Origin of the sequence: Sanguibacter suarezii NBRC 16159, from assembly GCF_001552735.1 — a bacterium.
Lineage (GTDB): Bacteria > Actinomycetota > Actinomycetes > Actinomycetales > Cellulomonadaceae > Sanguibacter > Sanguibacter suarezii.
This window is the reverse complement of sequence record NZ_BCRT01000010.1, coordinates 25,652-52,214: the sequence shown is the minus strand read 5'-3', so window position 1 is coordinate 52,214 and position 26,563 is coordinate 25,652. Positions and strand designations below refer to the sequence as shown.

The following is a 26,563-nucleotide window of genomic DNA, read 5'->3' as shown; positions in this document are numbered from 1 at the left end:
CGGACGCTCGGCCGATCCACCAAACCGGCCCTGCCTCGCACCGCTGCACCCCCACCAGCCGCCCCTCCCACCGGACGCCTCGCTCCGACGGACACCCACCCGCCAGCCGCCCCCCGCCCGCCCCCACCAGGCGCCACAATCCGGTAGACCGCAGCCCGTCGGCGTGGCACGGTCAGACCATGACCTCGAACCTCGCAGGCGAGACCCCGGAACCGGCCGGGCCCGGCTCCCCAACCGCGCCCGTCCGCGCCAGCGAAGACCCAGTGGCACCCGTCCGCCCCGCCGCAGACCCAGCCTCGCGTGACGACCGTGCGAAGTCCTTCGAGCTCGGCGCGCAGGTCTACGCCCAGGTCCGCCCCGAGTACCCGCCCGAGGCCGTCGCCTGGCTGCTCCCCGCCGACGCCGGGCCCACCACCCATGTGCTCGATCTCGCCGCCGGCACCGGGAAGCTCACCCGGAGCCTGCTCGAGCGCGGCCTGCAGGTGACAGCGGTCGAGCCGTCGCCGGCCATGCGCGCCGAGCTCGAGCGGACGCTCCCCCGGGCCACCGCCGTGGCAGGGACCGCCGAGTCGATCCCGCTGCCGGACGCCAGCGTGGACGCGGTCGTCGTCGGGCAGGCGTGGCACTGGTTCTCACCGGACCCGGCAGCCGCCGAGATCGCCCGGGTGCTGCGCCCGGGCGGGCGGCTGGGCGTGGTGTGGAACGTGCGGGACAACACGACGGACTGGGTGCGCGAGTTCACCGAGATCATCCACCGCGGAGACACCCTCGCCCCGAGCTATCAGCCACCTGACCTGGGGACGTCCGAGGCTGCCCCCGGCAGCCTCGCGGCGACCGGTGCGCGCTTCGGGCCGCTGGAGCACACGACGTTCCGCTGGCACGCCACCATGACGCCCGCGGACCTGCGCGCCCTGGCCGCCTCCCGCAGCTACCTCCTCACCCTCGACGAGGCGAGCCGCGAGGAGCTGCTCGACGCCGTCGACCACCTCACGAGCACGCACCCTGACCTGCGCGGCAGGGATGTCATCGAGCTGCCCTACGATGCCCAGTGCTGGCGCGCCGACCGGCTGCCGGCCTCTCACACACCAGGGGACAACCATGGCTGACCTCCTCGTGGGCGACCAGCCCGCGCCCGGCCCCGTCACGGCCGACGACGTGCGCACCAGCGCGCACTGGTTCGCCCAGGTGCTGCGCGCCGGCGAGGGCGGTGACCTGGACGCTCCGGCCGGCGACGTGACGTGGACCTGCTGGCGCACCGGTGAGCACGTCGTCGACGACATGCTCGCCTACGCGCTCCAGCTGGCCGGCCAGCCTCAGCACGACTACCTCCCTCTGGTCGCTGCCGACGGCGGCGACGACGTGGCCCGGGTGGACCGGTCCAGCGGCGTGGGGGGGCTCACCGACACTCTGCTGGCCTCCGCCGAGCTGCTCGCCACCCAGGTGGCGTGCGCGCGCCCGGAGGCCCGCGCCTTCCACCCGCACGGCCTCTCGGACGGCCCCGGCTTCGGCGCCATGGGCGTGATCGAGCTGCTCGCGCACGGGTTCGACGTCGCACGCGGGCTCGGCGTGGACGTCACCCCCGCAGGGGACCTGCCGATCCCGGAAGGTCCCGCCCTGCGGGCAGTGACCCGGCTCTTCGCTCATCCCCCGGGCGCCCGGCCGGCAGCGGCGCTGCTGTGGTGCACGGGTCGCATAGCGCTGCCGGGCCGCGCCCGGCAGACGCGGTGGCGGTGGGACTCCACCGTCCGGTGAGGAAGGTCACCCCCGGGCCGCCCAGCGCCCTCCGGCCACCATCTGCTCAGCAGCCGGGCCCCCGCGCAGCCGAGCGCCCGCTCAGCCGAGCAGCAGCACTCCGGCGAGGCTGACCCCGACGGCGATCATCGTCGCGATCGCGCCGAGGGCGAGCGGCCGTCCGCCGGTGGTGACCAGCCGGCGGAGGTCGACGCCGGTGCCGAGGGCGAACATCGCGGCGGTGAGCATGAGGTTGCTCGCGGTCTCGGCGACGGTGAGCAGGCCGGTCGGGAGCACCCCGGTCGAGCGCACCAGGACGGCGGCGAGGAAGCCCACCACGAAGAGCGGGATCGGGGCGACCTTGGCACGGTCGCCAGGCTGGGCACCGTCGCCGGCCTGGCGCCCGAGGGCCACCCCTGCGGTCAGCGGCGCGAGCAGCACGACGCGAGCGAGCTTGGCGACAGTGGCGGCGGCCAACGCCGTGGTCGAGACCACGCCGGCGGCGGCGACGACCTGGCCCACCTCCTGCACGCTGGCACCGATCCACAGGCCGGCCTGGGCGTCGTCGAGCCCCAGGAGAGAGACCAGCCAAGGGAGCACGAAGATGGCGAGAGACCCGTAGATGGTCACGAGGGCGAGGGAGGTACCGAGCGCGTCGGCGGACTCGTGCTCGTCCACCAGGGCGACGCCGGCGCCGTCTGCGCCCGCAGCGCCGCTGCCCAAGGCCCCTCCTGCATCACTGGGTGCCGCTGAGACGCGCTGGCGGGGCTGGACCGTCCCGGCCATCGCTGCGATGGCCACAGCCCCGCAGATCGAGAATCCGGTGGCCACGTACAACCGGGTCAGCCGAGCCACGCCCATGATCTTGCCGACGACGAGGGTCCCGAGGAACGTGCAGGCGACGGTGGCAGCGATGACCGCGACGCCGCGCCATCCGAGCTCGGCCACCTGGCCGAGGGAGAGCTTGAGACCGAGCAGCACCACACCGGCGCGCAGCACGTGCTTCGTGGTCCAGGCGAGCCCGTCCGAGGCGGTGGCGGGAGTGCGCCGCAGCGAGCCGAGAACGGCGCCGAGGACGAGGGCCACCACGAGCGGTGAGATCACAGCGCCGGAGACCTCTCCGAGCGCCCAGGACGTCACCGAGCTCACCGCGGTCGCCACGAGGGCGAGCGCGAGCCCGGGTCCGAGGGCGGGTGTGAGCCCGGGTGTGAGGGCGTTGATCCGAGGTGCGACGTTCATGGCTCCAGCCTGGCGCACCGTGGGACCTCGCAGAACCCTCAGTTCCTTCGCCTGATATAGGCTCAGGCTATGGGCCAGGATCAGACAGTGGGACGACCGCAGCGCGCCTCCCTCGCCGCGCTGGAGGTGCTCGTGGCGAGCGACGCGCACGGCTCGATCAGCGCCGCGGCGCGCGCCCTGGGCATCTCCCAGCCGAGCGCCTCAGCCACGATGCGCCGTCTTGAACGCGATCTGGGCCTCGAGCTCGTGGCCCGGACGTCGCGCGGGACGACCCTGACGGACGCCGGACGTGCCGTGGCCACCTGGGCGCAGACCGTCCTGGACGCCTCAGACCGCTTCCAGCAGGGCGTCGCCGCCCTCCGGGAGGCACCGACCCCGCGGGTGCGCCTCGCAGCGTCGATGACCATCGCCGAGCACCTCGTGCCGCGCTGGCTCACCCAGATCGGCGCGGAGACCTCCCGGCGTCCCGACGTCGAGCTCATCGTGCGCAACTCCCACGACGTCATGGACCTCGTCCTGGCCGACGACGCCGACCTCGGCTTCGTCGAGGGAGCCTCGGTCCGGCGCGGCCTGCGCAGCCGCACCATCATGCGCGACACCCTCGTCGTCATCGTCGGTCCTCAGCACCCGTGGGCCCGACGACGCACGCCGCGCGCCTCGCTCGCCGAGCTCGTCGCGGCGCGGCTGGTGATCCGTGAAGAAGGGTCAGGCACGCGGGACATCCTCGAGCACGGTCTTGCGGCAGCCGGCGTCCACCTGCCCGACCACCTGCCTCACCTGGGGTCGACGGCCGCGCTCAAGACCGCCGTGCAGTACTCCGACACCGTGACGGTGCTCTCCGAGCTCGCGGTCGCCGACGACCTGGCGCGCGGGTCGCTGGTGAGGATCGAGGTCCCTGGGCTGGCCCTGGACCGGCGGTTGCGCCTGGTGTGGAAGGACGGCGCCGAGCTGAGCGCCCCGGTCCGCGAGATCGCCGCGCTGGTGACGGCCACGCGGCCAGCCTGAGATCCGCAGGTCGTGGTGGTTCTGGTCATGACGTGCAGCGATTCGGCGATGTCGCTGGTCGTTGCCGGGCCGGCCTGGCACGATCAGGGGGTGAACACCACCCCCCACGAGCCGGAGAACGGGCTGCCCGCACGCATCAGGACCGCGCTCAGCTCGCTGCCCAAGCCCATCCGGTGGATCGCCGTCGCCATCGTCGGGTCAACACTCGTCCTGGCTGGCATCGCGATGCTCGTGCTCCCCGGCCCCGGATGGCTCGCCATCTTCGCTGGGGTGACTGTCCTCGCCGCGGAGTTCACGTGGGCGGCCACGCTCCTCGGGCGCATGCGCTCGGTGGCGACGCGCCTGTGGATCGCGGTGCGTGGGCGGATCCCGCGTCGAGCCCCGGGCAGCACCGAGCCCACCTAGGCAGCCCCCTCAGCCGAGCAACGCTGCCAGCTCGTCCAGCGCCGAGATGACGACGACGCCGTCCGCGGCGGCCGCGGCGGGGTCCTCCTGGTGCACTCCCCCGCGCCGGGTGCCTGGCCGGTCGATCCAGGCACCGTAGAGCCCGGCGGCGATGGCCGCCCGGGCGTCCAGGTCCAGCTCGTCCCCCACGTACAAGGTGCGCGCCGGGTCCGTGCCCAGCCGGGTGCACGCCTCCAGGAAGACGCGCGGGTCGGGCTTCCCGACGCCCAGGGTGTCCAGCCCCACGAGCATGGGGACGTGCCCCAGACCGGTGCGAGCGAGCTTGAGCTCCTGGTAGTCGAAGGCCGCGTTGGACAGCGCGCCCACAGCCAGGCCACGCTCGCGGACGGCGGCGACTGCGGCTACGGCGTCGTCGTGCGCGGCCCAGCCCTGCTGGAAGCCTGCCTCGAAGACGGCGTCCCACGCCTCGAAGTCGGAGTCCGCGAGGGCCCCGCCGCCGAACTCGGACTGCAGCTGGTTCGCCCGGATCAGCCGCTGCTCGCGCAGCGTCAGCTCACCCCGGGTGTACCGGCGGTAGTTGCCGTCAGAGTCGGAGCGCCACACGGCGAGCACCTCGTCGTAGCGCTCGCGCGGGAGGTCGGTCAGGTAGACCTCGGCGACGGCGGTCATCGCCGCCCCGAAGGCCGACCTCGTGTTCACCAAGGTGTCGTCGATGTCGAAGAGCACCCCGTCGACGGGCCCGAGGCCCGCGAAGTCCACTGCGGTCACAGGCTGGCCCGGAGCGTCTTCAGACGGGTCAGGGTCGCGTCCTTGCCCAGGATCTCCATCGACTCGAAGAGCGGCGGAGACACGCGGCGACCGGTGATCGCCACGCGCAGCGGCGCGAAGGCGAACTTCGGCTTGATGCCGAGCTCCTCCACGAGCACCGCCTTGAGCGCGTCCTGCTGGGCGGCGGGGCTGAAGTCCTCGAGGGCGGCCAGCGTCTCGATCGCGTGGTCGAGCACCGTGGCAGCCTCCTCGCGCAGCGCGGCTCGAGCCTCGTCCTCGATCACGACGGCGTCGTCGGCAACGAAGAGGAAGCCCAGCATTCCCGGGGCCTCCCCGAGCAGCGTCATGCGCTCCTGCACGAGCGGGGCGCCTGCGGCGATGAGCCGCTGACGCGGGGCGTCGAGGTCGGCGAAGGAGTCGGCCGGGACCAGGCCTGCGGCGTGCAGGTAGGGCACGAGGCGGCCCCGGAAGTCCTCGGGGTCCAGCATGCGCAGGTGGGTGGCGTTGATCGCCTCGGCCTTCTTCAGGTCGAAGCGAGCGGGATTGGCAAGCACGTCGGTGATGTCGAAGGCGGCGACCATCTCCTCGAGGGAGAAGATGTCGTTGTCGGGTGCGATCGACCAGCCGAGCAGCGCGAGGTAGTTGAGCAGCCCTTCGGGGATGAACCCGCGCTCCTTGTGCAGGAAGAGGTTCGACTCGGGGTCGCGCTTGGACAGCTTCTTGTTGCCCTCGCCCATGACGTAGGGCAGGTGACCGAAGGCCGGCATGACCTTTGCGACGCCGAGCTCGAGCAAGGCCTTGTACAAGACGACCTGGCGGGGGGTCGAGGAGAGCAGGTCCTCTCCGCGCAGCACGTGGGTGATCTCCATGAGCGCGTCGTCGACCGGGTTGACCAGGGTGTACAGCGGCTGGCCGTTGGCGCGGACGATGACGTAGTCCGGCACCGTGCCGGCCTTGAAGGTCACGTCCCCGCGCACCAGGTCGGTGAAGGTGACGTCCTCGTCGGGCATGCGCAGACGCAGCACCGGCTCGCGCCCCTCGGCGCGGAAGGCCGCCTTCTGGGCGTCGGTGAGGTCGCGGTCGTAGCCGTCGTAGCCCATGACCTTGGGGCGTCCGGCTGCGACGTTGCGCGCCTCGGTCTCCTCCGGCGTGGTGAAGGACTCGTAGGCGTAGCCGCCCTCGACGAGCTTGGCGATGACGTCCTGGTAGATGTCGGCGCGCTGGGACTGGCGGTACGGCTCGTGCGGCCCACCGACCTCGATGCCCTCGTCCCAGTCCAGGCCCAGCCAGCGCAGCGCCGTGATGATCTGCTGGTAGCTCTCCTCGGAGTCACGCTCGGCGTCGGTGTCCTCGATGCGGAACACGAAGGTCCCACCGGTGTGGCGGGCGTAGGCCCAGTTGAACAGCGCCGTGCGGATGAGCCCGACGTGCGGCGTCCCGGTCGGGGACGGGCAGAAGCGGACACGGATGTCGCTGCCGGTCGCGGGGGTGGAGCTGGGCACAGCGGGGGTGGTCTCTGCAGACACGAACACACCTGGGTTTCGGCTCGAGGAACGACGAAGGGGGGCCGGTGAGGGCCCCCCTAAGACTACCCATCCCGTCCGGGTCAGTCCTCGTCGTAGCTACGGCGCACCACGGGGTTGCTCAGCACCCCGATGCCTTCGACCTCGCACTCGACCCGGTCACCGGCCACGATGGGCCCGACGCCGGCCGGCGTGCCGGTGAGGATGATGTCCCCGGGCAGCAGCGTGAACGCCTCCGAGATGTAGGAGACCAGGAAGGCCACGTCGAAGACCATGTCCCGGGTGTTGCCGTCCTGGCGATCTTCACCGTTGACGCGGGAGGTGACGCGCAGCTCGTCGGTCTCGAGGTCGGTGACGATCCACGGACCGATCGGGCACGAGGTGTCGAAGCCCTTGGCTCGGGCCCATTGCCCGTCGGTGCGCTGGGCGTCGCGGGCGGTCACGTCGTTGGCGACGGTGTAGCCGAGGACGTGCTTGAGCGCGCTCTCGGGGGTGACGTTCTTGGTGACCTTGCCGATGACGACGGCGAGCTCAGACTCGTAGCTGACCTCGCTGGTGAAGTCGGGCAGCACGATGGGGTCGTCCGGGCCGATCACCGACGTGTTCGGCTTGAAGAACAGCAACGGGTTGGCGGGCACGTCGTTGCCCATCTCCGCGGCGTGGTCGGCGTAGTTGCGGCCCACCCCGATGATCTTGGACCGCGGGATGACGGGGGCGAGCAGGCGCACGCCGTCGCCGATCTCGATGCGTTCGCCCGTGGGCTTGACGGGCATGTACAGCGGGTCTCCGCTGAGCACGGCGAGGAAGTCCTTGCCGTTCTCGGTCTGCACAAAGCCGAAACGCGGGTCATTACCGGTGGTGAATCTAGCGATACGCACGGGGCAAGCCTACGTGAGGCCTGCTCCCGGGCGCATCGTCGACCGGTGGTGAGCCGTCGCGTGGCTCACGCCCGGGCGAGGATCTCTCCGTTGAGCACCGAGAACCAGCCGTCGGGCTGCTCGGCCCAGTGGCGCCACTCGTGGGCGAGGTCTTCGAGGGCGACGTCGTCGGCGAGGTTGGACTCCTTGGCCTGGACGGCGAAGTTGGAGGCGATGCAGCGCTCGGCCCACAGCCCGCCCCACCAAGCACGCGACTCAGGTGAGGCGTAGCACCAGACGCCGGCGGATGCGGTGAGGGTGTCGGGGGCGAAGCCCGCCTCCTGGAACCAGCTGAGCAGACGCCGGCCCGCGTCGGCCTGGTAGCCGTAGGCGGCGGTGACCTCGTGGTAGAGCGCGTTCCACTCAGTCAGCCCGGCGGACTCTGGGTACCACGTCATGGCGCCGTAGTCGGCGTCGCGGGCCGCGACGATGCCGCCCGGCTTGGCCACGCGGCGCATCTCGGCGATCGCCGCGATCGGGTCAGACAGGTGCTGGAGCAGCTGGTGGGCGTGCACCACGTCGAAGCTGTCGTCCTCGAAGGGCAGCTTGTAGGCGTTGGCGTACTCGAAGGTCACGTTCTCCACGCCCGACGACGCAGCCAGCTCGCGCGCGGAGTCGAGGACCGCGGCCGCGGCGTCCACGCCGACGACCCTGCCGGGGCCGACGAGGCGGGCCAGGTCGACGGTGACCGTGCCCGGGCCGCAGCCGACGTCGAGGATGGACATCCCCTCACGCAGCAACGGGACCAGGTGCGCTGCGGAGTTCGCCGCGGTGCGCGACTTGTGCGAGCGCAGGACGGACTCGTGGTGGCCGTGGGTGTAGGACTCGGACTCGCGGGACTGCTCGCTGCCGTGGGCGCCTGTGGGCGCCTCGCGCTGAGAGTCGATCGATGCGGCGGTGCGCTCCGGGGTGGTCGGGTTCATAGGTATGACCGTAGGCGGATCGTGACAAAAATGAGACCCCGTGCTCAGATCGTGGGCACGGCGGTGGGACGGAGCCGGGCGACCGGCTCAGATCCACGGGCCAGCCTCGCCGCCGCAACGACGGGCGAGGTCTTCAGCCGTCGCGGTTTTCGGCGTCCGCATACCTCTTGCGGTTGAGCTCCCGAAGGTCGTCGAACTCCTGAACCGTGGTCCGCCTACCCGCCTTGTAGAGTTCCGTCGCCTGATCGGTACTCAACGCCGAGGCCGCGAACATCAACGAACCGTCACGGCCGATGATCACCCTCACACCTCCCCGAGTCGGCTGATAAACCCTGTAGGCGCCGATCTCGGTCATCTCGTATACCCGCAGAAGCGCTGGTGGAACCCCGCAGATCTCACTGGCACGCCGGAGGGCCTCTTGCGAACTTGAAAACTCCATATCCACCTCATTCTCGCCGTCCACGGCCTCCATAGCCCCCAGCACATGCGTCGCCAACGACCGGCCTGGGCGCCCGCACCCTCAGGAATGGAAAGCGACCGTTGTGGGCCAATCGCCCTGCCTCGATGCGCGTCGAGCCTTGGAAAATATGGCGTTCGCCCGCCGCGCTCCGAGGTCGCCGGCGAACACGTGCCAGTTCTCCACATTGTCAACCGGCACGACGAAAGTTGACTCCAGGTCAGCCTCGGGATTCTCACGAACCTCGTAGACGACAACCATCTCATTCCGAAAGACCAACCGACCAAGAGCAGTGTCCGCCATGCTCATCCCCTCACTGTGACCTGGGCGGTTCGTCACCTGGGACCTCTCTGTAGCCTTCGGTGCGATCGTCAGGATCCGACTACTCAGAGTTTGTCCAGCAACTCGGAGAAAATCACGACATCCGCCTCGTCCGCAGAACCCGCCGACCGAAAACTGGCATACCTTTTCTTCAAGGCTTCGATATCGATCCGCTGCGGATCTAGTGCATCGAATCGTTGGATAGACTCGGCGGCGGCAAAGAAGACACCTGGATCATCAGTGTCCAAGAGGAGGTAGAGACAGGCCAGGGACTCGTCCCGCTCGGCACTGGCTAGGCAATCTGCCAGATTCTTTCGCCATGCTGCGTCGCGCCGCCCCAAAACCTCGATCAGAGCTTTCCAATCGCAGTCCACGAAGTCCGACATGATGGATTCCGCGATAAGGACCGCGTCGTCGCTCCAGTCGTTGATACCTCTTTCAATCGAGATAAACTCGTCGAATTGCTTGAACGCCACGGCACCTTCTCCTTCAGTAAGCAATCTGGATGAAATCGGAAGGCGGAGCGCCTACGCCTAGGGGGTAGCCCGCTGTGATTGACCCGTCTAAGGCGATCACTTGAATCCGCACACCATCTATCGTTCCGACATAGTTCATTGCCTGATCATGTTTACGCACACCCCAGGGAGGCATGGCAGCGACCTCCTTGATTGAATGAACCATTTTATCATCGGTCCACGACTTCGGAAAGAGAATGGTGGGTTTGAACCTAGTGGTCATCCCGTCCGAGAAGCGCACACGATACCTCACCGCCTGCGTTCCATCTGCGTTAAGAGCGCCCATTTTTACCTCGTAGTCGGGGTGATTGAGTATCCGAGGTGAATGCCCTCCAACCATTCCGTCTCTCGGCTTGCCGGTGGCGTCAAGTTTACGCTCCCCCCAGAGGACTTTCTCCCGAGTTCGAGGGGAGAGAGTTGGCCTGCGTGCGGCTGCGGCAGCTTCGTCGGCAGCGTCGCCGAGCGATTTCATTGCGCGGCCGCCGGGAACGAAAGCCATCGCCAACAAGGTAAAGAACTCTGCTGCAAGCATGTCCCCGGCGGCGAAAGACATGATGTCTTGCGCGTTGAGGATGACGTTCCCCACGATGGCCACCGCGGAAATGATCAACGCCAGAGGTCCGGTGACGAAGAACGCCGCGATGGCCGCGACGATGACCACGACGGTGACGATGGTGACCATGACCTGCCAGGCGTCGGAGTGGTAGATCTTCTCCCACCAGGAGTCCGCCTCCACCCCGGCGTCCTTCGCTGCCTCGATCGTGCCCACGACCGTCTTGGCCGCCGCGGTGAACTCCTCCGCGGCGGCCAGCACCAACGCCTTCGCCGCGTCGAACCGGTCTTGGGCTTCTTGGACGGTCCCCGACGCGCTCGTCGTCGAGCTCGACGCCCCCGTCGCCCGGTACCGCAGCTGACTGATCTGAGACGCCGAAGGCACCTTGATACTCGCCGGCGGCTCGACGTACTGGTACTGGTTGACCGTGCGTAGCGCCCGGTCCAGGTCCCCCTGCACGCTCGCCGCGGCGGTCTGCGCTGCTTCCAACACCGCCTGCGCGGCCTCGATATCGGCCCGTGCCAGCCGCGCCTTGTTCAGATTCGTATCAGCTTGGCTCTGCCACGACTCCACACTGGACGCCCACGAGGACATTGCGTCCCGCACCATCTCGAACGACGCAGCACACTTGGCGATGTTCTCCGGGAAGTCCTCCAGCTTCTCCCGGAACACCTCCGCAGCCTCACCCACCCACACCGCCGACGACCCCGACGACTGCACCCGCGTCAACACCGTCGACGCACTGCGCGCCGAGGCCGCGATCTCCCCATACTCCCGCGCCAACGACCGCACACCCCACGCCTCACCCGGCGTCGGATCACCACCCAGGTCAACGACATACCAATCCGAAGGCCTGCCCATACCTTTAACTCCCCCTTGACGTTTACGGCACGATTATGCGGAAAGTAGATGGCTCCATCGAATAGGTCAATTCCTCACCTTCGACCTGACCGACTGCCGCGGACTGCGGCCAGGCTGTTACCACCGCGCTCACGCCCTGCCCACGACAGTCGCCGCACTGTCCCCGAACAGGATGGTCGACCCAGCGGCGATCGCGGTGCGTTGATGGGGAGCGAGCAGCTGTTGATCCTGCCCGGTCAGCGCGAAGGTGCCGTTGGTCGAGCCCAGGTCTGCGGCCCAGAACTGGTGGTCGGCGGTCAACCCGAACTCGAAGTGCTCGCGCGAGAGCATCCGGTGGGTGTCGCTCACCTTGATGACGTGCACATACGCCCCGTCTCGCCTGGGGTTGCGTCCCACGACGCCGTCCCCGCTCACCTGCACCTGTTGTCCGTCGGTGAACAAGAGCGAGTACCGGACGGTCACGAGCGCTGCCGAGGGGTGGGACTGAGCTGGCCACGTGTCCGGCGCCTGGGCAGGCTCCACCTCCCTGCGGACCGGCAATGGTGGGGGCGTCCGGTAGACCCGGGCCAGCTCCGCTACAGGCGCGGCGGCGTCGGGCGCCTGCTTGCGCCGTCCGCGCTTCTTCGCGCGCTTGGTCACGGTCTCGTCCGGTGTCTTGCGAGGGCCCATGGCTCAGGCGTCCTCGTCCTTGGTGAGGACCCAGCGAGTTCGAGACCGAGGCGAAGAGCTCCAGGATCGAGTCGGCGACATCGACCGCCGGCGAGGCGCAGGCGACTAGCAGGACCGCGTTGTCCAGGGGGACGTAGGTGTGCATGAAGACCACGACGGCCTGGGTGCCGTGCTTGTCGATCTGGACGCTCTGCACACCGAAGACCCGCACGGCGGGGCCGGCTCCGGGGAGCGTCTCAGTTGTCACCGACCGCCACAACCCCGCGCCCTGGGCACCTTGGACCTCCTGGACCTGCTCGACGACGGCGTCGAGCGCAGACCCGCCAGCCAGCGGCGGCGCGGACGGCAGGATGTTGACGGTGAGCGCCCCCATGAGGAAGCCGTCCCCGGCAGGTGCGACGAACGAGGCGCAGTACCTGGCCCCGTTGTCCCAGGCGTCGCGGACGAGGTCGCGGTAGTACCGGACGATCTCCGAGCGTCTGGGGTGCAGCTGAGGCACCTGCGCGAGCCGTTCTTCCAGCACCGTGCGGATCGCACGGTCGCGGGTCGCCGGTCGCACGTCCAGCTCGCTCCAGAACGAGGGGATCGTGAGCTCGAAGATGGTCTTCGTCTCCGGGAGGTCTGTGGTTGCGCTCATCGGGGGACTCTCTCGCTCAGGTCGTGGACGTGCGGGATCTGGATGACGGACAGCACGCCGTCTCCGGACTGGAAGTGGCCCCGGCCTACGGGCAGGTCGACGCCGACGTCGGATCGTTTGAGGCGTGCTCCCACGACGTCGCCATCGGTCATCGACTGCGGTCGGAACAGCACGCCCTGGCGGTTCTTGCGCATCTCGACCAACCAGCCGGAGAAGCCCTTGCCGATGGACTCGGTGTCCCCGGCGACGACGAAGCCCACCTGCGACCCTGCCGCGTGCGGGATGAGGCCGCGCAACCAGAGGTCGGCCTCGATGCTGCGCAGCAGGTCTGCGTCGTCGGCCAGGAAGAGCGTGGGGCGGCTCACCCCGGTCAGCAGCGGCGAGAGCCTCTCCTGCGTCAGCTCGTCAGCGTCGGTGAGCAGGGCGCGCACCTGGGAGTGGCCGGCGAGCTGGCGCAGCGGGCTCATCCGCGGTGCCGCCACGACGAGGTCGTAGCCGTTGCCCATCGCGGAGAACGCGACGGCGGCCAGTGCGGTGCTCCGTCCGGACTTCGGCGGTCCCGCGATGACGAGGGTCGGCGCCCCGGTGAGCAGGTTGACTCTCAGCGGCTCGATGTCGTCCCCGCCGAGGCCGAGGAAGATGTCCCCGGGGGTCAGTTCGAGGACCTGGTACTTGGCCGCAGCCTGCTCGTAGGTGAGCTGGACCGGCATCTCTTCGATACGCATCGGCCGGTTCGGTCGCGCGACTGCCGCGTCGCGCCGAGTGAGCGCGGCTCCGAGGTCGCGGATGTGGGCGGCCTGCTCTTGGCTGCTCAGTCCCGTGGCCACGAGCGCGATCTGCGTCTCGATCCCGCCGTCAGCGGAGAACGCTCGTCCGTCGCCGATCTCGTCGGGCATGGACCTCGGGTTGAGGCCGATGGACGTGTAGTCGGAGCGCTCGATCAGCCGGAAGGCGAGCTTGCTCTCCGACAGCATCGACATCCGTCCGGTGATGAGCTGACGGTCGCCGGAGAGCACCATGTGGATGCCCGCGCTCGCGCCTTCACGCAGCAGGTACTGGACCGTCTCGACGAGCTTGCCGCCCTCCGCCTCCTCGAGGGCGTTGAGGAACCCGTCCCAGGAGTCGAGCAGCACGAAGATCTGGGAGGGCCGCGCTTCTCCGGTAGCGCCCGCTCGCAGCTCGGACAGGTTCGAGTACCCGCCTGCGGCCAGGAGCTCTTGCCTGCGGCCCAGCTCGCCTCGCACCTTCGCCAGCAGCCGGCTCACCTGGTCGACCTGGTGACGCTGCACGACGGACCCGACGTGCGGCAGAGCTTGCAGAGGCAGCAGCCCACCGTTGCCGCAGTCGATGCCGTAGATGTGCACGTCAGCGGTCGAGAACGCCTGCGCGGCCGCCACCGCGATGCTCCGCAGCGTCGACGTCTTCCCCGTCCGCGCAGCCCCCACGACGTACAGGTGGCCGCAGTCGTCGGGGGCGAGGGCGAGCGGGCGCTGCTTCTGCTCCTTGGGCAGGTCTTGGACACCGAACCAGATCTCGGGGCGGTGCGGGTCCACCATGTCCGCGAACCGCTCGTGGAGATCAGCCAGGCTGACGTCGCTGTCCAGCGCCGGCAGCCAGGGATATTGATTCCCTCGCCCAGTCCGCCAAGGCCCCGGCGACCAAGTGTCCTCCTCGACGCCCGAACGACTGGCCTCAGGGGATCGATGAAAGATCGAGGCTAGAACCTGCGGAAGAAGTCCGCCACCACTAGGTCATCGATGGAATCCTTCGATTCGAGAGCGGCATATCTCTGCTTCAACTCCTCGACATCGAGCGGCGCGGAGGCGAGAGAATCGAACTCTCGAAGAGAATCGGCCGCTGCAACAAAGACCTCGGTGTCAGAAGTGTCCAGAAGCAGACACAAGCAGTGGAACGCCGCGTCACTCCTCACCTCCCCTAGGGATTGCGCAAGCTTCACTCGCCAAGTTCCGTCCCGACGCCCCACCACCTCAAGCAGCTTCTGCCAGTCGTCGGCAGTGAAATCCTTCACGGTGGATGTAGCAATATCCATGGAATGATCACTCCACTGGTCTACTGAAAAATCGAGTGCGATGAACCTATCAAACTCTTCGAAATACACTCTCGTCTCCTCTACTCGACAATTCGATCAAAATCCAGCGCTGGTTGCGAATTCCCAATCGGGTAGCCAGCGGTGATCGACTTGTCTATGACAATAACCTCGACCCGCACACCGTCGACCGTTCCAATACGGGCAGTGATAGGTCGAACTGGTAGTTTCTCGGTCAGTTGGCTCGGGCGTCCTTTTCATGCGCCCGCACCGCTGCGCCAAGCACGGCGGCGCTGCCTCATCGTGCGTGAGCCAAAGATCTCCGCGAAAGTACCCGACCCGTCCGAACCGGTCAATAGTGCGGGGCCACGCGGACGTCCGGTGAGCCGCGAAGCGCCACCGTGCGCCTCGCCCCCGTAGCTTGGCGGCATATATTCGACCCATGACCACCTCCCCTGCCCTGCGCCACCTCGGCACCTCTGGCCTGACCGTCTCCGTCGTCGGCCTCGGGTGCAACAACCTCGGCCGGCCTCGCTGCGCGACCGAGTCCCTGGAGGGCAGCCAGCGCGTCGTCGACGCTGCGCTGGACGCGGGGATCACCTTCTTCGACGTCGCCGACGTCTACGGGGCCACGCCTGGGCTGTCCGAGGAGATCCTCGGCGCCACCCTGGGCGCCCGCCGCGCGGACGTCGTCGTGGCCACCAAGTTCGGCATGGACATGGCCGGCGGCAACGGCCCGGACCTCGGCGCCCGCGGCTCACGCCGCTACATCATCAACTCCGTCGAGGCGTCGCTGCGCCGCCTCGGCACGGACTGGATCGACCTCTACCAGTTCCACACCCCGGACCCCGGCACCCCCATCGAGGAGACCCTGCACGCCCTGGACGCGCTGGTCACCAGCGGCAAGGTCCGCTACATCGGGCACTCCAATCGCGCCGGGTGGCAGATCGCGGAGGCTGAGCTCGTCGCGCGGCAGCTGGGCACCGAACGGTTCGTCTCGGCCCAGAACCACTACAACCTCATCGACCGCCGCGCCGAGCTCGAGGTGGTCCCGGCCGCGAGCGCCTACGGGCTGGGCCTGCTGCCCTACTTCCCGCTCGCCAACGGGCTGCTGACCGGTAAGTACGCGGCGTCGGGCGGGCCGGCGGACGGGCGGATCACGCACTCCAAGCCGGCGCTGCTCGAGTCCGCGCCGTGGGAGGCGCTCGAGCGCTTCTCCGCCTTCGCCCGCGAGCGCGGGCTGACCGAGGTGGAGGTCGCCTTCTCCTGGCTCGCCGCGCAGCCGGTCGTGGCTTCGGTGATCGCCGGGGCAACCCGCCCCGAGCAGGTCGCCCAGAACGCGGCCGCGGTGCACCCACTGAGCGCGGCGGACCTCGCCGAGCTCGATGCGATCTTCCCGGCACCGGGCAAGATCGCGCTGTTCTAGGCTGGACGGATGTCCCTCTCCCCCCTCTCTCACCCCCAGTGGTCCGCCCGCCAGGCCGCGCACGCCGAGCGTGCCGACGCCGCGACGGCCGGCTGGCGTGCGCGCCGCCTCACCGGTGAGAAGCACGAGATCGACGACTTCCTCTTCACGTACTACAAGACTCGCCCCGGCCCGCTGCGCCGCTGGCACCCCGGCGTCGGCATCTCCCTGCACGACGACGCCGGCGCCCCCGGGCAGATCGACGAGCGTCTGACCTGGCGCTGGCACACCCGCGCACCCGACGGCGGCGTGACCGTCGACACCGCAGCCTTCCTCACCGAGCGCGGGGGCACGGTCACCTACGTCCGCGACCTTATCGCCGCCACTGCCGGGCGGCCGGCGAACGTGGGCTGCTTCGGTCTGCACGAGTGGGCCATGGTCTACAAGCAGGGCGACGACACCCGGCACATGCTCCCGCTGCGGCTGGGCGCCGCCGGGACCGACGAGGTGGTCGAGGCGCACCAGATCCGCTGCTCGCACTTCGACGCCTTCCGCTTCTTCACTCCCGAGGCGGCCCCGCTCAACCGGCTCCAGCCCACCCGCGACGACCAGCCGGCACTTGAACAGCCCGGCTGCCTGCACGCGGGGATGGACCTGTTCAAGTGGACCCACAAGCTCCTGCCGCTGCTGCCCAGCGAGCTCGTCCTGGACTGCTTCGAGCTGGCCCGCGACATCCGGCTGCTGGACATGCAGGCCTCGCCCTACGACGTCTCCCGGTTCGGGGAGGACGCCGTGATGATCGAGACCCCTGAGGGCAAGGCGGAGTACTCCCGACGCCAGCGCACCTTCGCCGATCGCGCCGCGCCGCTGCGAGCGCAGATCGTCGAGCGTTGCGACGCCGCGCTCAACCCTGGACGGTGACAGTCTCCTGCTGGGCGTCGGTGCCGCCCGGCGCCCAGACGTCCCCGGGCAGGTCGCCCGGCAACGTTGCGTTGCCGGCGCCGACGAACCGGTCGTCCCCGTGCCCCTCGCGGAGCTTGCCTTCGTAGTCCCGCAGCGCGCCGAAGGCCCATTTCCCCAGCAACGAGATCGCCACGAGGTTGACGATCGCCATGAGCGCCATCGCGACGTCCGCGAGCGCCCACACGGCGTCCAGGCTGAGCAGCGCCCCCGCCCCGATGGCTGCCAGCACGAGGGTGCGCAGGGCAGTGAGCGCCTTGCCGTGGATACCGAGGAAGGTGAGGTTCACCTCGGCGTAGGAGTAGTTGCCCAGCACAGAGGAGAAGGCGAAGGAGAAGATCAAGACGGTCATGACCGGCGTCGTCCAGGTGCCGAGCGCCTCAGCGATGGCGGAGGTGGTCAGCGACGCGCCGACGGCCTCGGTGGTGGTCCCCGGGTCGTAGATGGTGGGACCGGCTACCAGGATCATGAAGGCGGTCGCCGAGCACACGACCATGGTGTCCACGAACACCCCGAGCGACTGGATGAGACCTTGCTTGGCGGGGTGGCTCACCGTCGCCGTCGCAGCCGTGTTCGGAGCTGAGCCCATTCCGGCCTCGTTGGAGAACAGCCCGCGCTTGGCGCCGTTGAGCAAGGCGGCCACCACACCGCCCGCTGTTCCGGCGGCCGCCTGGTTGAGCCCGAAGGCGCCCTCGATGATCATGGCGAGCACGTGCGGGATCTCGGTGACATTGAGAGCCACCACGACCAGGGCGAGCAGCACGTAGGCCCCTGCCATGATCGGCAGCAGGACCCCGGCGACGGAGGCCACTCGGCGGACGCCACCAAAGAGCACAGGAGCCGCGAGGACCATGAGCCCGACGGCCGTCCACGAGGTGCTCACCCCGTGGCCAGCGAGTGCGTCGGAGATCGTGTTGGCCTGGACCATGTTGAAGGCGAAGCCGAAGGCGAAGATGAGCAGCACCGCGAAGAGGATCGCGAAGGGTCGCGAGCCCAGGCCACGTTGGATGTAAAAGGCGGGCCCGCCTCGGTAGCTGCCGTCAGGGTCTCGGACCTTGTACATCTGGGCCAGGGTCGACTCGATGAAGGCCGTGGCCATCCCCAGGAAGGCCACGGCCCACATCCAGAAGATCGCCCCCGGCCCGCCCAAGGTCAGGGCGATCGCGACCCCGACGATGTTCCCGGTCCCCACCCGCGAGGCGAGCCCCACGCAGAAGGCCTGGAAGGACGAGATCCCCCCGGCCGCGTTCCCTCGCGACCCCGCGATGAGGCGCCACATCTGCCGCGCGAGACGCACTTGGACCGCGCGGGTCCGCACCGTGAAGTAGATCCCCGCACCCACGAGCAGGTAGATGAGCACGTAGGAGTAGAGGAAGTTGCTCACCGGGTCGATGAGATTGGTGGTGATGACGTCCATGTCGTGAACAGTATGCGGTGGACCGGCACCTCCCCACTCGGGCGGACCTCGCCGGAGCGAGGCCGGCCGAGGCCGGTCGGGGCGGTCAACCCTTCGGTTGATCCCGCTCCCAGGTAGACACGCAAGAATGGGGCCATCCCGGTCGTCCCCTCACTCATCGGAGCTTGCGTGTCCCTCACCCCCAGGTCGTTCTTCCGCGTCGTCGCCTTCGCCGAGGCGGTGACCTGGACCTTGCTCATCGTCGCCATGATCGCCAAGTACGGCTTCGACGCGGGTCCGGTGCCCGTCAAGATCGCTGGACCGATCCACGGCTTCGTCTTCATCACCTACGCGCTCACCGCCCTCGTCGTCGGGCTCAACCAGCGCTGGCGCCACCGGCGCACCGCGCTGGCGGTGCTCACCGCCGTCGTGCCGTACGCGACCATCCCCTTCGACCTCTCCGTGGACCGCAAGGGCCTGCTCGACGGCGGATGGCGCACCGCCGCCTCCGACGACGCTCGTGACCGGGGACGGGTGGACACCCTGCTGCGGTGGATGCTCGCCCGCCCGGCAGCCTTCGCCGGGGTGTTCGTGGCTGGTGCCGTGGTCATCATGGCCGTGCTCCTGGTGCTGGGCCCTCCCGGATCCTGGGGCGCCTGACCGCCGGGTCCCCCGCCCGCACCGGGCGGGCGGGGAACCTGGGAGAATGGTCCAGGTGACCACCCCTGCGCCTGCCTCCATCAGTCTCCTCAGCCACATCCCGCCCGCCGTCGACGGCCAGGCCCCGGACCCTGACGAGCTGTACGAGGGCTTCACCTCCTGGGCCACCGACCGCGGGCTGGACCTCTACCCCGCCCAGTCCGAGGCGCTCATCGAGCTGGTCTCCGGCTCGCACGTCATCCTCAGCACCCCCACCGGGTCGGGCAAGTCCCTCGTGGCGATCGGGGCGCACTACGTGGCCCTGGCCGAGGGCAAGCGGTCCTTCTACACCGCGCCGCTCAAGGCCCTGGTGAGCGAGAAGTTCTTCGCCCTCGTCGAGGCCTTCGGCTCGGAGAACGTGGGCATGATGACCGGTGACTCCTCGGTCAACCCCACCGCCCCGATCATCTGCTGCACCGCGGAGATCCTCGCCAACATCGCGCTGCGCTCCGGCGGCGTCGAGGCGGAGAACCCCGGCGTCGACCAGGTGGTCATGGACGAGTTCCACTTCTACGCCGACCCCCAGCGCGGCTGGGCCTGGCAGGTGCCGCTGCTGGAGCTGCCGCAGGCGCAGTTCCTGCTCATGTCCGCGACCCTGGGCGACACCGAGATGTTCGAGAAGGATCTCGAAGAGCGCACCGGCCGCCCCGTCGCGGTGGTCACCAGCGCCGAGCGCCCCGTGCCGCTGAACTTCAGCTACGTCGTCGAGCCGCTGGGCGAGGTCATCGAAGACCTCGTGCACACCCACCGCTCCCCCGTGTACGTCGTGCACTTCACCCAGAAGGACGCCGTCGACCGCGCGCAGGCGCTCATGAGCATGAACGTGGCCAGCCGGGCCGAGAAGGACGCCATTGTTGAGGAGCTGGGTGATTTTCGATTTACCTCCGGCTTCGGGAAGTCGCTGAGCAAGTTCCTGCGCCAGGGCATCGGGGTGCACCACGCCGGGATGCTGCCCAAGTACCGCCGCGTGGTGGAGCGCCTGACCCAGAAAGGCCTGCTCAAGGTCGTCTGCGGGACCGACACCCTCGGCGTCGGCATCAACGTGCCCATCCGCACGGTGCTGCTCACCTCCTTGGTGAAGTTCGACGGCGAGCGCATGCGTCACCTCTCCGCGCGCGAGTTCCACCAGATCGCCGGACGCGCCGGGCGTGCCGGCTACGACACCGTCGGCGACGTGCTGGTCATGGCCCCCGAGCACGTCATCGAGAACCGCAAGCTGCTCGAGCGCGCCGGCGACGACCCGAAGAAGCTCAAGAAGATCGTCCGCAAGAAGGCCCCCGCCGGGGCCGTCAACTGGACCGACAAGACCTTCGAGCGCCTGCGCGACGCCGAGCCGGAGCCGCTCACCAGCCACTTCACCGTCAGCCACGCGATGGTCCTCAACGTCCTGGCCCGCAGCACCGCCACCAGCGGCGACCCGATCAGCGCCATGCGTCACCTGCTCACCGCCAACCACGACACCGAGCCGCAGAAGGCCGCGCACGTGCGCCAGGTGTTCCGGATCTACCGCTCCCTGCGCCAGGCGGGCATCGTGGAGAAGGTGCGCACCGGCCCGGGCACGTACACCGTGCGCCTGACCGTCGACCTGCCCCGCGACTTCGCACTCAACCAGCCGCTGTCTCCCTTCGCCCTGGCGGCCCTGGACCTGCTCGAGCCGACCTCACCGACCCACGCCCTCGACGTCGTCTCCGTTATCGAGGCGACCCTGGACGACCCGCGTCAGGTGCTCTACGGCCAGCAGCGCGCTGCCCGCGGCGAAGCCATCGGCGCCATGAAGGCCGAGGGCTACGACTACGACGAGCGGATGGCCGCCCTCGAGGACGTCTCGTGGCCCAAGCCGCTCGAGGAGATGCTGCAGGCGGCCTTCGCCACATACAAGAAGTCCAACCCGTGGATCGCCGACCAGGAGCTCTCCCCCAAGTCCGTGGTCCGGGACATGGTCGAGCGGGCGCAGACCTTCAACGAGTTCGTCTCCACCTACCAGCTCGACCGCACCGAGGGTGTGGTGCTGCGCTACCTCGCCGACGCCTACCGGACGCTGCGCCAGACCGTCTCGAACGAGCACCGCACCGAAGAGGTCGAGGAGATCATCGAGTGGCTCGGTGAGCTCGTGCGCGGGGTCGACTCGAGCCTGCTCGACGAGTGGGAGCGCCTGTCCAACCCGGTCGACGACGACGCCGACACCCTCACCGGGGAGTCCGCCCTCAACGGGACGAGCGCCGAGGCGCCGGTGCGCCCGGTCACCGGGAACCTGCGGTCCTTCCGTGTGCTGCTGCGCAATGCCCTGTTCAAGCGCGTCGAGCTCGCCGCCCGCGAGGCGTACTCCGCCCTCGGCGCCCTCGACGGCAAGGACGGCTGGGACGCGGACGCGTGGGCTGACGCCCTCGACCCGATGTTCGAGCACTACGGCGACGACGCGATCGGCATCGACCCCGCCGCCCGCTCCCCCAAGCTCGTGACCGTCACCGAGGGCGTGGACGGCAACCCCCGCCTGTGGAGCGTCCGGCAGGTCCTCGACGACCCCGACGGCGACCACGACTGGGCGATCACCGCCCTGGTGGACCTCGACGCGAGCGACGAGGCCGGGGCGGTCGTGCTGCAGGTGACCGGCGTCGCGCCGATGTAGGTCCGGTCAGGGACGGTCGTGCAGGGTGATCTGGTAGCCGTCGGGGTCGGCGAAGGTGAACGTCCGGCCAAACGGTCCGTCGACCGGGGCCGCCGTGATCGGCGTGCCCGCCGCGACGAGGGCGTCGTGGATCGCCTGGGTGTCGCTGGCCAGCAGCCACAGGCCGACGCCGTGGCCCAGTTGCGGGTTCGCGTCGAGGTCGGCCCCGGGGACGGCGTCCCGCACGGCGAACGCCACCGGACGAGTGTCGAACACGACCGCGTGCGGCGGCCCGGCCGGGGAGCGCGTGAGCCCCAGGTACTGCTCGTAGAAGGCGGCAGACCGCTCGAGATTGCGTACCTGCAGGGAGATGAAGTCGGGTCCGGTGACCGGCATGGAAGGGTCCTTTGAGCGGGAGCGTGGGTGTCAACTGGTTGACACGTGTCAGGCTATGTCAAGATGTTGACATGAGTCAAGAAGCCCCCGGAATCGAGTTGAGCACGTCGCTGGGCTACCTCCTGAAGGAGGCGGCGAGCGCGCTGCGGTCCGAGATGGAGGCCGCACTGCGCCCCCTCGACATGACCATCACCCACTACTCCTGCCTGGAGCTCCTGGCACAGCGCCCAGGCCTCACGAACTCCGAGCTCGCGCGCGGCGCCTTCGTGTCCCGGCAGGCGATGAACGTGCTGCTGCAGTCGCTCGAGAGCGACGGCCTCGTCTCCCGCGCGGAGACTCCGACGACCGGGCGAGCACTGCCCACCCGGCTCACCGCGTCGGGCAAGCAGCAGCTGGCCAGCGCGAGCGCCGCCGTGCGGTCGGTCGAGGACCGCATGCGATCACGCCTCGCCCCTGGCGACGACGAACAGCTGACACGGTTGCTGTCCTCCTGCATCGCGGCCCTCAAGGGATAGCGTGGGGGCATGTCGAAGAATGCGAAGAAGGCAGGCAAGTCCTCCCACGGCGCGACGCCGGCGATCGTGGCTCTGGAGAAGGCCGGCATCGCGCACACGGTCCACCCCTACGAGCACGACCCGCTGAGCGACCTGGGCTACGGCCTGGAGGCAGCGCAGGCGATCGGCGTCGACGCCCCGCAGGTCTTCAAGACGCTCATGACCTCGGTCGACGGGCACCTCGTCGTCGCCGTCGTGCCGGTGGACCGCAAGCTCGACCTCAAGGCCCTCGCCCACGCCGCGGGCGCGAAGAAGGCGACCCTGGCCGACCAGGGGGACGCGGAGCGTGCCACCGGGTACGTCGTCGGCGGCATCTCCCCGCTCGGGCAGCGCACCGCGCACACCACGATCATCGACGAGTCCGCACTCGGCTTCGACACGGTGTACGTCTCGGGAGGCAGGCGCGGGCTCGACGTCGGGCTGTCCCCGGCGGACCTGGTGGCCGCCACCCGCGCGACGACCGCGCCGATCTCCCGGGACTAGCCAGGGACGTCCAGATGCTCAGCCTGAACGCCGTTCAGTGCTGTTGAACGCCGTTCAGGCGTGCTGGTACCCGGGGTAGCGCTGGTCGCTGGAGACGATGAGCTTGCCCATCGGCAGCAGGGAGACCGGGATCATCTTGAAGCTGGCGATGCCCAGCGGGATGCCGATGATCGTCACGCACATCGCGATGCCCGTGGCGAGGTGCCCCAGGGCAAGCCACCACCCGGCGACGATGAGCCAGATGATGTTGCCGATCGTCGACCACGCCCCCGCCTGCGGGTTGTCCACCACCACCCGTCCGAAGGGCCACAGCACATAGTTGGCCATGCGGAAGGAGGCGATGCCGAAGGGGATCGTGACGATGAGGATGCAGCAGATGATCCCGGCGACGGCGTACCCGATCGCCAGCCAGAACCCCGACAGCACGAGCCAGATGATATTCAGCAGCGTCTTCATGACACGACCCTAGAGGTCTAGCCGTCCACGCGCCGCACCACGACGTAGTCCCACTCGTCGAAGACCACCTCGTAGGTGGCCCCCGGGAACAGGCCCTCGGTGTAGGCGACCACGTCCTGGGGAGGGTTGCCACCCCAGGTCTGCGTGTCGATGACCACGTAGTCCGGACGCACCGAGGGGTCCGTGGCGATCCAGTACACCTCGTGGTCGGTGGCCAGCTGGACGATCAGACCGCGGTCACTGGCCACGCTCGCTCCGTCCGGGATCGCGGCGACGGCCCGCTCGGCGACCGCGACGCGGTCACCGCGCTCGTAGGTGGCGGGGTCCCAGAGGTCCTTGAGCGGGTAGTGGAAGCTCAGCACCACGGCGACGACCACCATGAGGGCGGGCGCGACCCTCGCATAGGTGCGCAGCCAGCTCCGCGGGGACGAGCGCAGCAGACGCAGCCCGTCGATCGCAGCGGCGAACAGCACCGGCATGAGGATGACCGAGTAGTGCCAGGTGGTCCCCCAGTAGAACTCGGTGGACCCGGCGAAGCGCCAGATCATCGTCGGCACGATGACCAGCGTCACCGGCGAGCGCAGCGCGACGAAGGCCGTGATGACCAGCAGCAGCACGATCGTCTGGATCTTGACCGACGGGCTGAGGAACTCCGTCACCAACCGGCTCATGCCGGCCAGCAGGCCGGCGTTCTCCCCGCTCCCTTCACCGAGCTTGCCCCAGTAGTCGTAGCGGCCGTGCGGGTTGAGCGCCGGCACGAAGACACCGACGATGAGCGCCATGGCGACCACCCCGGTCCCTGCCACGATCCACCCCAGACGGCGCTGCCCGCGCAGCCACAGCACCGCCCCGAAGGCTGCGACCGTCAGCCCGAGGTCTTCCTTGACCCCGAGCAGCAGCACGACCCAGATGGCGCTCGCCCGCCACCGCTCGGTGAGGAACGCCGCCATCCCGAAGGCCAGCAGCGGGACCGCGAGCGCGTACTCGTGGAACTGGACGTCGATCGCGGACTGGATGCCCCAGGAGAACGCATAGGCGACGCCGACCCCCAACCCAGGCCACGGCCCGAGGATCCGGCGGGCGGTCACGGTGATCGGGATGATCGAGACGGCCACCAGCACGCACTGCGCCACGAGCAGGGTGACCGGGGAGGGGAAGATCCGGTAGAACGGCGCCAGGACCACCAGCAGCGGGGAGAAGTGGTCACCGAGCTGGTTGAAGTCCGGTCCCTTGATGCTCACGATCGGCGCGCCCAGGTGGGCATAGCCCTTGACCGCCTGCTCGAAGATCGCCAGGTCCCACGACGGGTTGGCCCACCGGTGCCAGCGCGCCAGGGACAGCACGAGGTAGGCGAGGAAGGCCACGACGGTGAGCAGCGCGACCGGCCAGTGGGTGCGTACGTGTCTCACCGGCACAGTCTGGCGTATCGGCGACCCAACTACGATGCTGTCCATGCCCGACACTGTTGCCTACGCTCTCGCGCGCGTCCAGGAGCGCATCGACTCCGCCTGCCGTGCCGCCGGCCGGGACGCAGCCGGTGTCCGGCTGCTGCTGGCCACCAAGACACAGCCGGCCGACGTCGTGCGGGAGGCGCTGGCCGGCGCACCGGCCGGGACGGTGCTCATCGGGGAGAACCGGGTGCAGGAGCTCGCGGACAAGGCACCGGCGCTGGCCGACCTCGGTGTGGCGGCGCACCTCATCGGGCCGCTGCAGTCCAACAAGATCAACCACGCCCTGCGCGCCCTCGCCCTGCACGGGCACGCATGCGTGGAGACGATCGACTCCCTCGCCCTGGCCCAGAAGCTCTCCGCCCGGGTCGTGGGCGGACCGCTCGATCCCCTCGACGTCATGATCCAGGTCAACGTCTCCGGTGAGGAGTCCAAGGCCGGGGTGGCCCCGGACCGCGCGCTCGACCTCGCCCATGGGGTCGGCGAGCTGCCCGGGCTCACCCTGCGCGGCTTCATGACCATCGCCTCACCGACCCGGGACGAAGGGACCGCCCGGGCGGAGTTCGCGCTGCTGCGCGGGGTCCGCGACGAGGTCGCCGGGTCGGGGGCCGCGGGCACGGCGCAGGCCCAGGAGCTGTCCATGGGGATGAGCCGAGACCTCGAGTGGGCGGTCGCCGAGGGGTCCACGATCGTCCGGGTCGGGTCGGCGGTCTTCGGGGCGCGTCCGCGGTAGCCGTGGGCTCCTCCGTCCCGCGAATAGGATTGCCAGGACAGCTACTGGTCCCACGGAGAAGGTGCCGCATGATCGAGATCCTCAGCCCGAGCGAGATCACCCGGGCGCGCGCGACCGGCGCTCTCGTTGCGCGCATCCTGCAGACGGTCAAGGACCGCACCACTGTGGGCACCAACCTCCTGGAGATCGACCGCTGGACGCAGGCCATGATCGCCGATGCCGGCGCCGAGTCCTGCTACGTCGACTACGCGCCCTCCTTCGGTCGCGGGCCCTTCGGCCACTACATCTGCACCTCCGTCAACGACGCCGTGCTCCATGGGCTGCCCCACGACTACACCCTGGCCGACGGTGACCTGCTGACCCTCGACCTCGCCGTCTCCTTGGACGGCATCGCTGCCGACTCCGCCCTCACCTTCATCGTGGGCACCTCGCGCCCCTCGGAGAGCGTCGCCCTGATCACCGCGACCGAGCGGGCGCTGACCGCCGGCATCGCCGCGGCCCGGCCAGGGGCGCGCATCGGCGACATCTCCCACGCCATCGGTGAGGTGCTGGGCGCGGCGGGGTACCCGGTCAACACGCAGTTCGGCGGCCACGGGATCGGCTCGACGATGCACCAGGACCCGCACGTGCCCAACACCGGGCGCCCCGGCCGCGGCTACACCCTGCGTCCTGGGCTGCTGCTCGCGCTCGAGCCGTGGGTCATGGCTGACACCGCCGAGCTCGTCACCGACGACGACGGCTGGACCCTCAAGAGCGCGACCGGCTGCCGCACCGCGCACAGCGAGCACACGATCGTGATCACCGACGACGGCGCGGAGATCCTCACGCTGCGCTGACGCCCCTGCCCTGACGCGACC

28 protein-coding genes are annotated in these 26,563 nt (G+C 69.3%); 12 read left to right on the top strand and 16 right to left on the bottom strand.

Going from position 1 to position 26,563, the window contains the following annotated elements; genetic code table 11:
• The first annotated feature begins 179 nt into the window (after window positions 1–179).
• Window positions 180–1,106 carry a class I SAM-dependent methyltransferase gene (locus tag SS2_RS04855; RefSeq protein WP_083941781.1) on the top strand — a complete coding sequence of 309 codons (927 nt, stop codon included), beginning with the start codon at window positions 180–182 and terminating at the stop codon, window positions 1,104–1,106.
• The gene (locus tag SS2_RS04850) at window positions 1,099–1,752 is read left to right on the top strand and encodes a hypothetical protein (RefSeq protein ID WP_066461657.1); all 654 of its coding nucleotides are present in this window, start codon (window positions 1,099–1,101) and stop codon (window positions 1,750–1,752) included. Before SS2_RS04855 ends, SS2_RS04850 begins: the two co-directional genes overlap by 8 nt.
• An 81-nt stretch (window positions 1,753–1,833) precedes the next feature.
• On the opposite strand, the gene SS2_RS04845 is transcribed toward SS2_RS04850, so the two are convergent.
• Window positions 1,834–2,970: a YeiH family protein gene (locus tag SS2_RS04845; protein ID WP_066461655.1), complete on the bottom strand. Its 1,137-nt coding sequence runs from the start codon at window positions 2,968–2,970 to the stop codon at window positions 1,834–1,836.
• A 69-nt stretch (window positions 2,971–3,039) separates the two neighbouring features.
• Between SS2_RS04845 and SS2_RS04840 the strand changes: the two genes are divergently transcribed.
• Together SS2_RS04840 and SS2_RS04835 are read left to right on the top strand one after the other, a co-directional pair.
• Complete coding sequence (locus SS2_RS04840) at window positions 3,040–3,975, top strand: LysR family transcriptional regulator (protein ID WP_066461653.1); 936 nt, start codon at window positions 3,040–3,042, stop codon at window positions 3,973–3,975.
• Window positions 3,976–4,065: 90 nt separating this feature from the next.
• Complete coding sequence (locus tag SS2_RS04835) at window positions 4,066–4,380, top strand: PGPGW domain-containing protein (protein ID WP_169796257.1); 315 nt, start codon at window positions 4,066–4,068, stop codon at window positions 4,378–4,380.
• A gap of 9 nt (window positions 4,381–4,389) precedes the next feature.
• Here SS2_RS04835 and SS2_RS04830 read toward each other — a convergent pair whose 3' ends face one another.
• The 11 genes from SS2_RS04830 to SS2_RS04785 form a co-directional block, all read right to left on the bottom strand.
• Window positions 4,390–5,148, bottom strand: a complete 759-nt coding sequence (locus SS2_RS04830) for an HAD family hydrolase (RefSeq protein WP_066461647.1) — start codon at window positions 5,146–5,148, stop codon at window positions 4,390–4,392.
• Window positions 5,145–6,674 carry a glutamate--tRNA ligase gene (gene gltX, locus SS2_RS04825; RefSeq protein WP_245643359.1) on the bottom strand — a complete coding sequence of 510 codons (1,530 nt, stop codon included), beginning with the start codon at window positions 6,672–6,674 and terminating at the stop codon, window positions 5,145–5,147. Before gltX ends, SS2_RS04830 begins: the two co-directional genes overlap by 4 nt.
• Before the next feature lie 80 nt (window positions 6,675–6,754).
• Complete coding sequence (locus SS2_RS04820) at window positions 6,755–7,549, bottom strand: fumarylacetoacetate hydrolase family protein (RefSeq protein WP_066461645.1); 795 nt, start codon at window positions 7,547–7,549, stop codon at window positions 6,755–6,757.
• 65 nt (window positions 7,550–7,614) lie between these two features.
• Complete coding sequence (locus tag SS2_RS04815; protein ID WP_083941775.1) at window positions 7,615–8,511, bottom strand: methyltransferase domain-containing protein; 897 nt, start codon at window positions 8,509–8,511, stop codon at window positions 7,615–7,617.
• A 133-nt stretch (window positions 8,512–8,644) separates the two neighbouring features.
• Window positions 8,645–8,983, bottom strand: a complete 339-nt coding sequence (locus SS2_RS04810; RefSeq protein WP_066461644.1) for a hypothetical protein — start codon at window positions 8,981–8,983, stop codon at window positions 8,645–8,647.
• Between the two features lie 48 nt (window positions 8,984–9,031).
• Window positions 9,032–9,277, bottom strand: coding sequence for a hypothetical protein (locus SS2_RS17335; protein ID WP_157607188.1), 246 nt, complete (start codon window positions 9,275–9,277; stop codon window positions 9,032–9,034).
• Between the two features lie 77 nt (window positions 9,278–9,354).
• On the bottom strand, window positions 9,355–9,765 hold the full coding sequence (locus SS2_RS04805) for a hypothetical protein (RefSeq protein ID WP_066461639.1): 411 nt from the start codon (window positions 9,763–9,765) through the stop codon (window positions 9,355–9,357).
• A 13-nt stretch (window positions 9,766–9,778) separates the two neighbouring features.
• Window positions 9,779–11,218, bottom strand: coding sequence for an EndoU domain-containing protein (locus SS2_RS04800; RefSeq protein WP_083941773.1), 1,440 nt, complete (start codon window positions 11,216–11,218; stop codon window positions 9,779–9,781).
• Window positions 11,219–11,347: 129 nt separating this feature from the next.
• The gene (locus SS2_RS04795) at window positions 11,348–11,887 is read right to left on the bottom strand and encodes an FHA domain-containing protein (RefSeq protein WP_066461634.1); all 540 of its coding nucleotides are present in this window, start codon (window positions 11,885–11,887) and stop codon (window positions 11,348–11,350) included.
• Window positions 11,888–12,520: 633 nt separating this feature from the next.
• Window positions 12,521–14,080 (bottom strand): FtsK/SpoIIIE domain-containing protein, encoded by a 1,560-nt coding sequence (locus SS2_RS04790; RefSeq protein ID WP_066461633.1) that lies wholly within the window; start codon window positions 14,078–14,080, stop codon window positions 12,521–12,523.
• A 161-nt stretch (window positions 14,081–14,241) separates the two neighbouring features.
• Complete coding sequence (locus tag SS2_RS04785; protein ID WP_066461632.1) at window positions 14,242–14,643, bottom strand: hypothetical protein; 402 nt, start codon at window positions 14,641–14,643, stop codon at window positions 14,242–14,244.
• A 370-nt stretch (window positions 14,644–15,013) separates the two neighbouring features.
• Between SS2_RS04785 and SS2_RS04780 the strand changes: the two genes are divergently transcribed.
• Both SS2_RS04780 and SS2_RS04775 read left to right on the top strand, forming a co-directional pair.
• Window positions 15,014–15,997, top strand: coding sequence for an aldo/keto reductase (locus tag SS2_RS04780; protein WP_066461631.1), 984 nt, complete (start codon window positions 15,014–15,016; stop codon window positions 15,995–15,997).
• A gap of 9 nt (window positions 15,998–16,006) precedes the next feature.
• Window positions 16,007–16,897 (top strand): 3-methyladenine DNA glycosylase, encoded by an 891-nt coding sequence (locus SS2_RS04775; protein WP_066461627.1) that lies wholly within the window; start codon window positions 16,007–16,009, stop codon window positions 16,895–16,897.
• Here SS2_RS04775 and SS2_RS04770 read toward each other — a convergent pair.
• Window positions 16,881–18,353 (bottom strand): alanine/glycine:cation symporter family protein, encoded by a 1,473-nt coding sequence (locus SS2_RS04770; protein WP_066461625.1) that lies wholly within the window; start codon window positions 18,351–18,353, stop codon window positions 16,881–16,883. The two genes, SS2_RS04775 and SS2_RS04770, sit on opposite strands and share 17 nt — an antisense overlap.
• 168 nt (window positions 18,354–18,521) lie before the next feature.
• On the opposite strand from SS2_RS04770, the gene SS2_RS04765 reads away from it, so the two are divergent.
• Window positions 18,522–18,992: a DUF3817 domain-containing protein gene (locus SS2_RS04765; RefSeq protein ID WP_066461624.1), complete on the top strand. Its 471-nt coding sequence runs from the start codon at window positions 18,522–18,524 to the stop codon at window positions 18,990–18,992.
• Window positions 18,993–19,038: 46 nt separating this feature from the next.
• Window positions 19,039–21,657 carry a DEAD/DEAH box helicase gene (locus tag SS2_RS04760; RefSeq protein WP_083941771.1) on the top strand — a complete coding sequence of 873 codons (2,619 nt, stop codon included), beginning with the start codon at window positions 19,039–19,041 and terminating at the stop codon, window positions 21,655–21,657.
• A gap of 6 nt (window positions 21,658–21,663) precedes the next feature.
• Here the strand turns inward: SS2_RS04760 and SS2_RS04755 are convergent, their stop codons facing one another.
• Entirely contained in the window at window positions 21,664–22,032 is a 369-nt protein-coding gene (locus tag SS2_RS04755) for a VOC family protein (RefSeq protein WP_066461622.1), read from the bottom strand.
• Between the two features lie 71 nt (window positions 22,033–22,103).
• Here SS2_RS04755 and SS2_RS04750 point away from each other — a divergent pair, with 71 nt between their 5' ends.
• Both SS2_RS04750 and ybaK read left to right on the top strand, forming a co-directional pair.
• On the top strand, window positions 22,104–22,547 hold the full coding sequence (locus tag SS2_RS04750; RefSeq protein ID WP_066461618.1) for a MarR family winged helix-turn-helix transcriptional regulator: 444 nt from the start codon (window positions 22,104–22,106) through the stop codon (window positions 22,545–22,547).
• Between the two features lie 9 nt (window positions 22,548–22,556).
• Window positions 22,557–23,069, top strand: a complete 513-nt coding sequence (gene ybaK, locus SS2_RS04745) for a Cys-tRNA(Pro) deacylase (RefSeq protein ID WP_066461615.1) — start codon at window positions 22,557–22,559, stop codon at window positions 23,067–23,069.
• A 54-nt stretch (window positions 23,070–23,123) separates the two neighbouring features.
• On the opposite strand, the gene SS2_RS04740 is transcribed toward ybaK, so the two are convergent.
• Both SS2_RS04740 and SS2_RS04735 read right to left on the bottom strand, forming a co-directional pair.
• Entirely contained in the window at window positions 23,124–23,525 is a 402-nt protein-coding gene (locus SS2_RS04740; protein WP_066461613.1) for a YccF domain-containing protein, read from the bottom strand.
• 17 nt (window positions 23,526–23,542) lie between these two features.
• A complete protein-coding gene (locus tag SS2_RS04735; RefSeq protein ID WP_169796256.1) occupies window positions 23,543–24,934 on the bottom strand; it encodes a DUF2079 domain-containing protein in 1,392 nt (463 codons plus the stop codon).
• A 43-nt stretch (window positions 24,935–24,977) separates the two neighbouring features.
• On the opposite strand from SS2_RS04735, the gene SS2_RS04730 reads away from it, so the two are divergent.
• A complete protein-coding gene (locus SS2_RS04730) occupies window positions 24,978–25,706 on the top strand; it encodes a YggS family pyridoxal phosphate-dependent enzyme (protein ID WP_066462402.1) in 729 nt (242 codons plus the stop codon).
• A 68-nt stretch (window positions 25,707–25,774) separates the two neighbouring features.
• Window positions 25,775–26,542 (top strand): type I methionyl aminopeptidase, encoded by a 768-nt coding sequence (gene map / locus SS2_RS04725; protein WP_066461609.1) that lies wholly within the window; start codon window positions 25,775–25,777, stop codon window positions 26,540–26,542.
• The last annotated feature ends 21 nt before the right edge of the window (window positions 26,543–26,563 follow it).

Excerpts from the sequence above, each read along its gene's own strand:
- SS2_RS04855 (WP_083941781.1), top strand. The coding sequence starts at position 180 with ATGACCTCGAACCTCGCAGGCGAGACCCCGGAACCGGCCGGGCCCGGC.
- SS2_RS04850 (WP_066461657.1), top strand. The coding sequence starts at position 1,099 with ATGGCTGACCTCCTCGTGGGCGACCAGCCCGCGCCCGGCCCCGTCACG.
- SS2_RS04845 (WP_066461655.1), bottom strand. The coding sequence starts at position 2,970 with ATGAACGTCGCACCTCGGATCAACGCCCTCACACCCGGGCTCACACCC.
- SS2_RS04840 (WP_066461653.1), top strand. The coding sequence starts at position 3,040 with ATGGGCCAGGATCAGACAGTGGGACGACCGCAGCGCGCCTCCCTCGCC.
- SS2_RS04815 (WP_083941775.1), bottom strand. The coding sequence starts at position 8,511 with ATGAACCCGACCACCCCGGAGCGCACCGCCGCATCGATCGACTCTCAG.
- SS2_RS04810 (WP_066461644.1), bottom strand. The coding sequence starts at position 8,983 with ATGGAGGCCGTGGACGGCGAGAATGAGGTGGATATGGAGTTTTCAAGT.
- SS2_RS17335 (WP_157607188.1), bottom strand. The coding sequence starts at position 9,277 with ATGAGCATGGCGGACACTGCTCTTGGTCGGTTGGTCTTTCGGAATGAG.
- SS2_RS04800 (WP_083941773.1), bottom strand. The coding sequence starts at position 11,218 with ATGGGCAGGCCTTCGGATTGGTATGTCGTTGACCTGGGTGGTGATCCG.
- SS2_RS04795 (WP_066461634.1), bottom strand. The coding sequence starts at position 11,887 with ATGGGCCCTCGCAAGACACCGGACGAGACCGTGACCAAGCGCGCGAAG.
- SS2_RS04790 (WP_066461633.1), bottom strand. The coding sequence starts at position 14,080 with ATGGTGGACCCGCACCGCCCCGAGATCTGGTTCGGTGTCCAAGACCTG.
- SS2_RS04780 (WP_066461631.1), top strand. The coding sequence starts at position 15,014 with ATGACCACCTCCCCTGCCCTGCGCCACCTCGGCACCTCTGGCCTGACC.
- SS2_RS04775 (WP_066461627.1), top strand. The coding sequence starts at position 16,007 with ATGTCCCTCTCCCCCCTCTCTCACCCCCAGTGGTCCGCCCGCCAGGCC.
- SS2_RS04770 (WP_066461625.1), bottom strand. The coding sequence starts at position 18,353 with ATGGACGTCATCACCACCAATCTCATCGACCCGGTGAGCAACTTCCTC.
- SS2_RS04760 (WP_083941771.1), top strand. The coding sequence starts at position 19,039 with ATGGTCCAGGTGACCACCCCTGCGCCTGCCTCCATCAGTCTCCTCAGC.
- SS2_RS04755 (WP_066461622.1), bottom strand. The coding sequence starts at position 22,032 with ATGCCGGTCACCGGACCCGACTTCATCTCCCTGCAGGTACGCAATCTC.
- SS2_RS04750 (WP_066461618.1), top strand. The coding sequence starts at position 22,104 with ATGAGTCAAGAAGCCCCCGGAATCGAGTTGAGCACGTCGCTGGGCTAC.
- ybaK (WP_066461615.1), top strand. The coding sequence starts at position 22,557 with ATGTCGAAGAATGCGAAGAAGGCAGGCAAGTCCTCCCACGGCGCGACG.
- SS2_RS04740 (WP_066461613.1), bottom strand. The coding sequence starts at position 23,525 with ATGAAGACGCTGCTGAATATCATCTGGCTCGTGCTGTCGGGGTTCTGG.
- SS2_RS04730 (WP_066462402.1), top strand. The coding sequence starts at position 24,978 with ATGCCCGACACTGTTGCCTACGCTCTCGCGCGCGTCCAGGAGCGCATC.
- map (WP_066461609.1), top strand. The coding sequence starts at position 25,775 with ATGATCGAGATCCTCAGCCCGAGCGAGATCACCCGGGCGCGCGCGACC.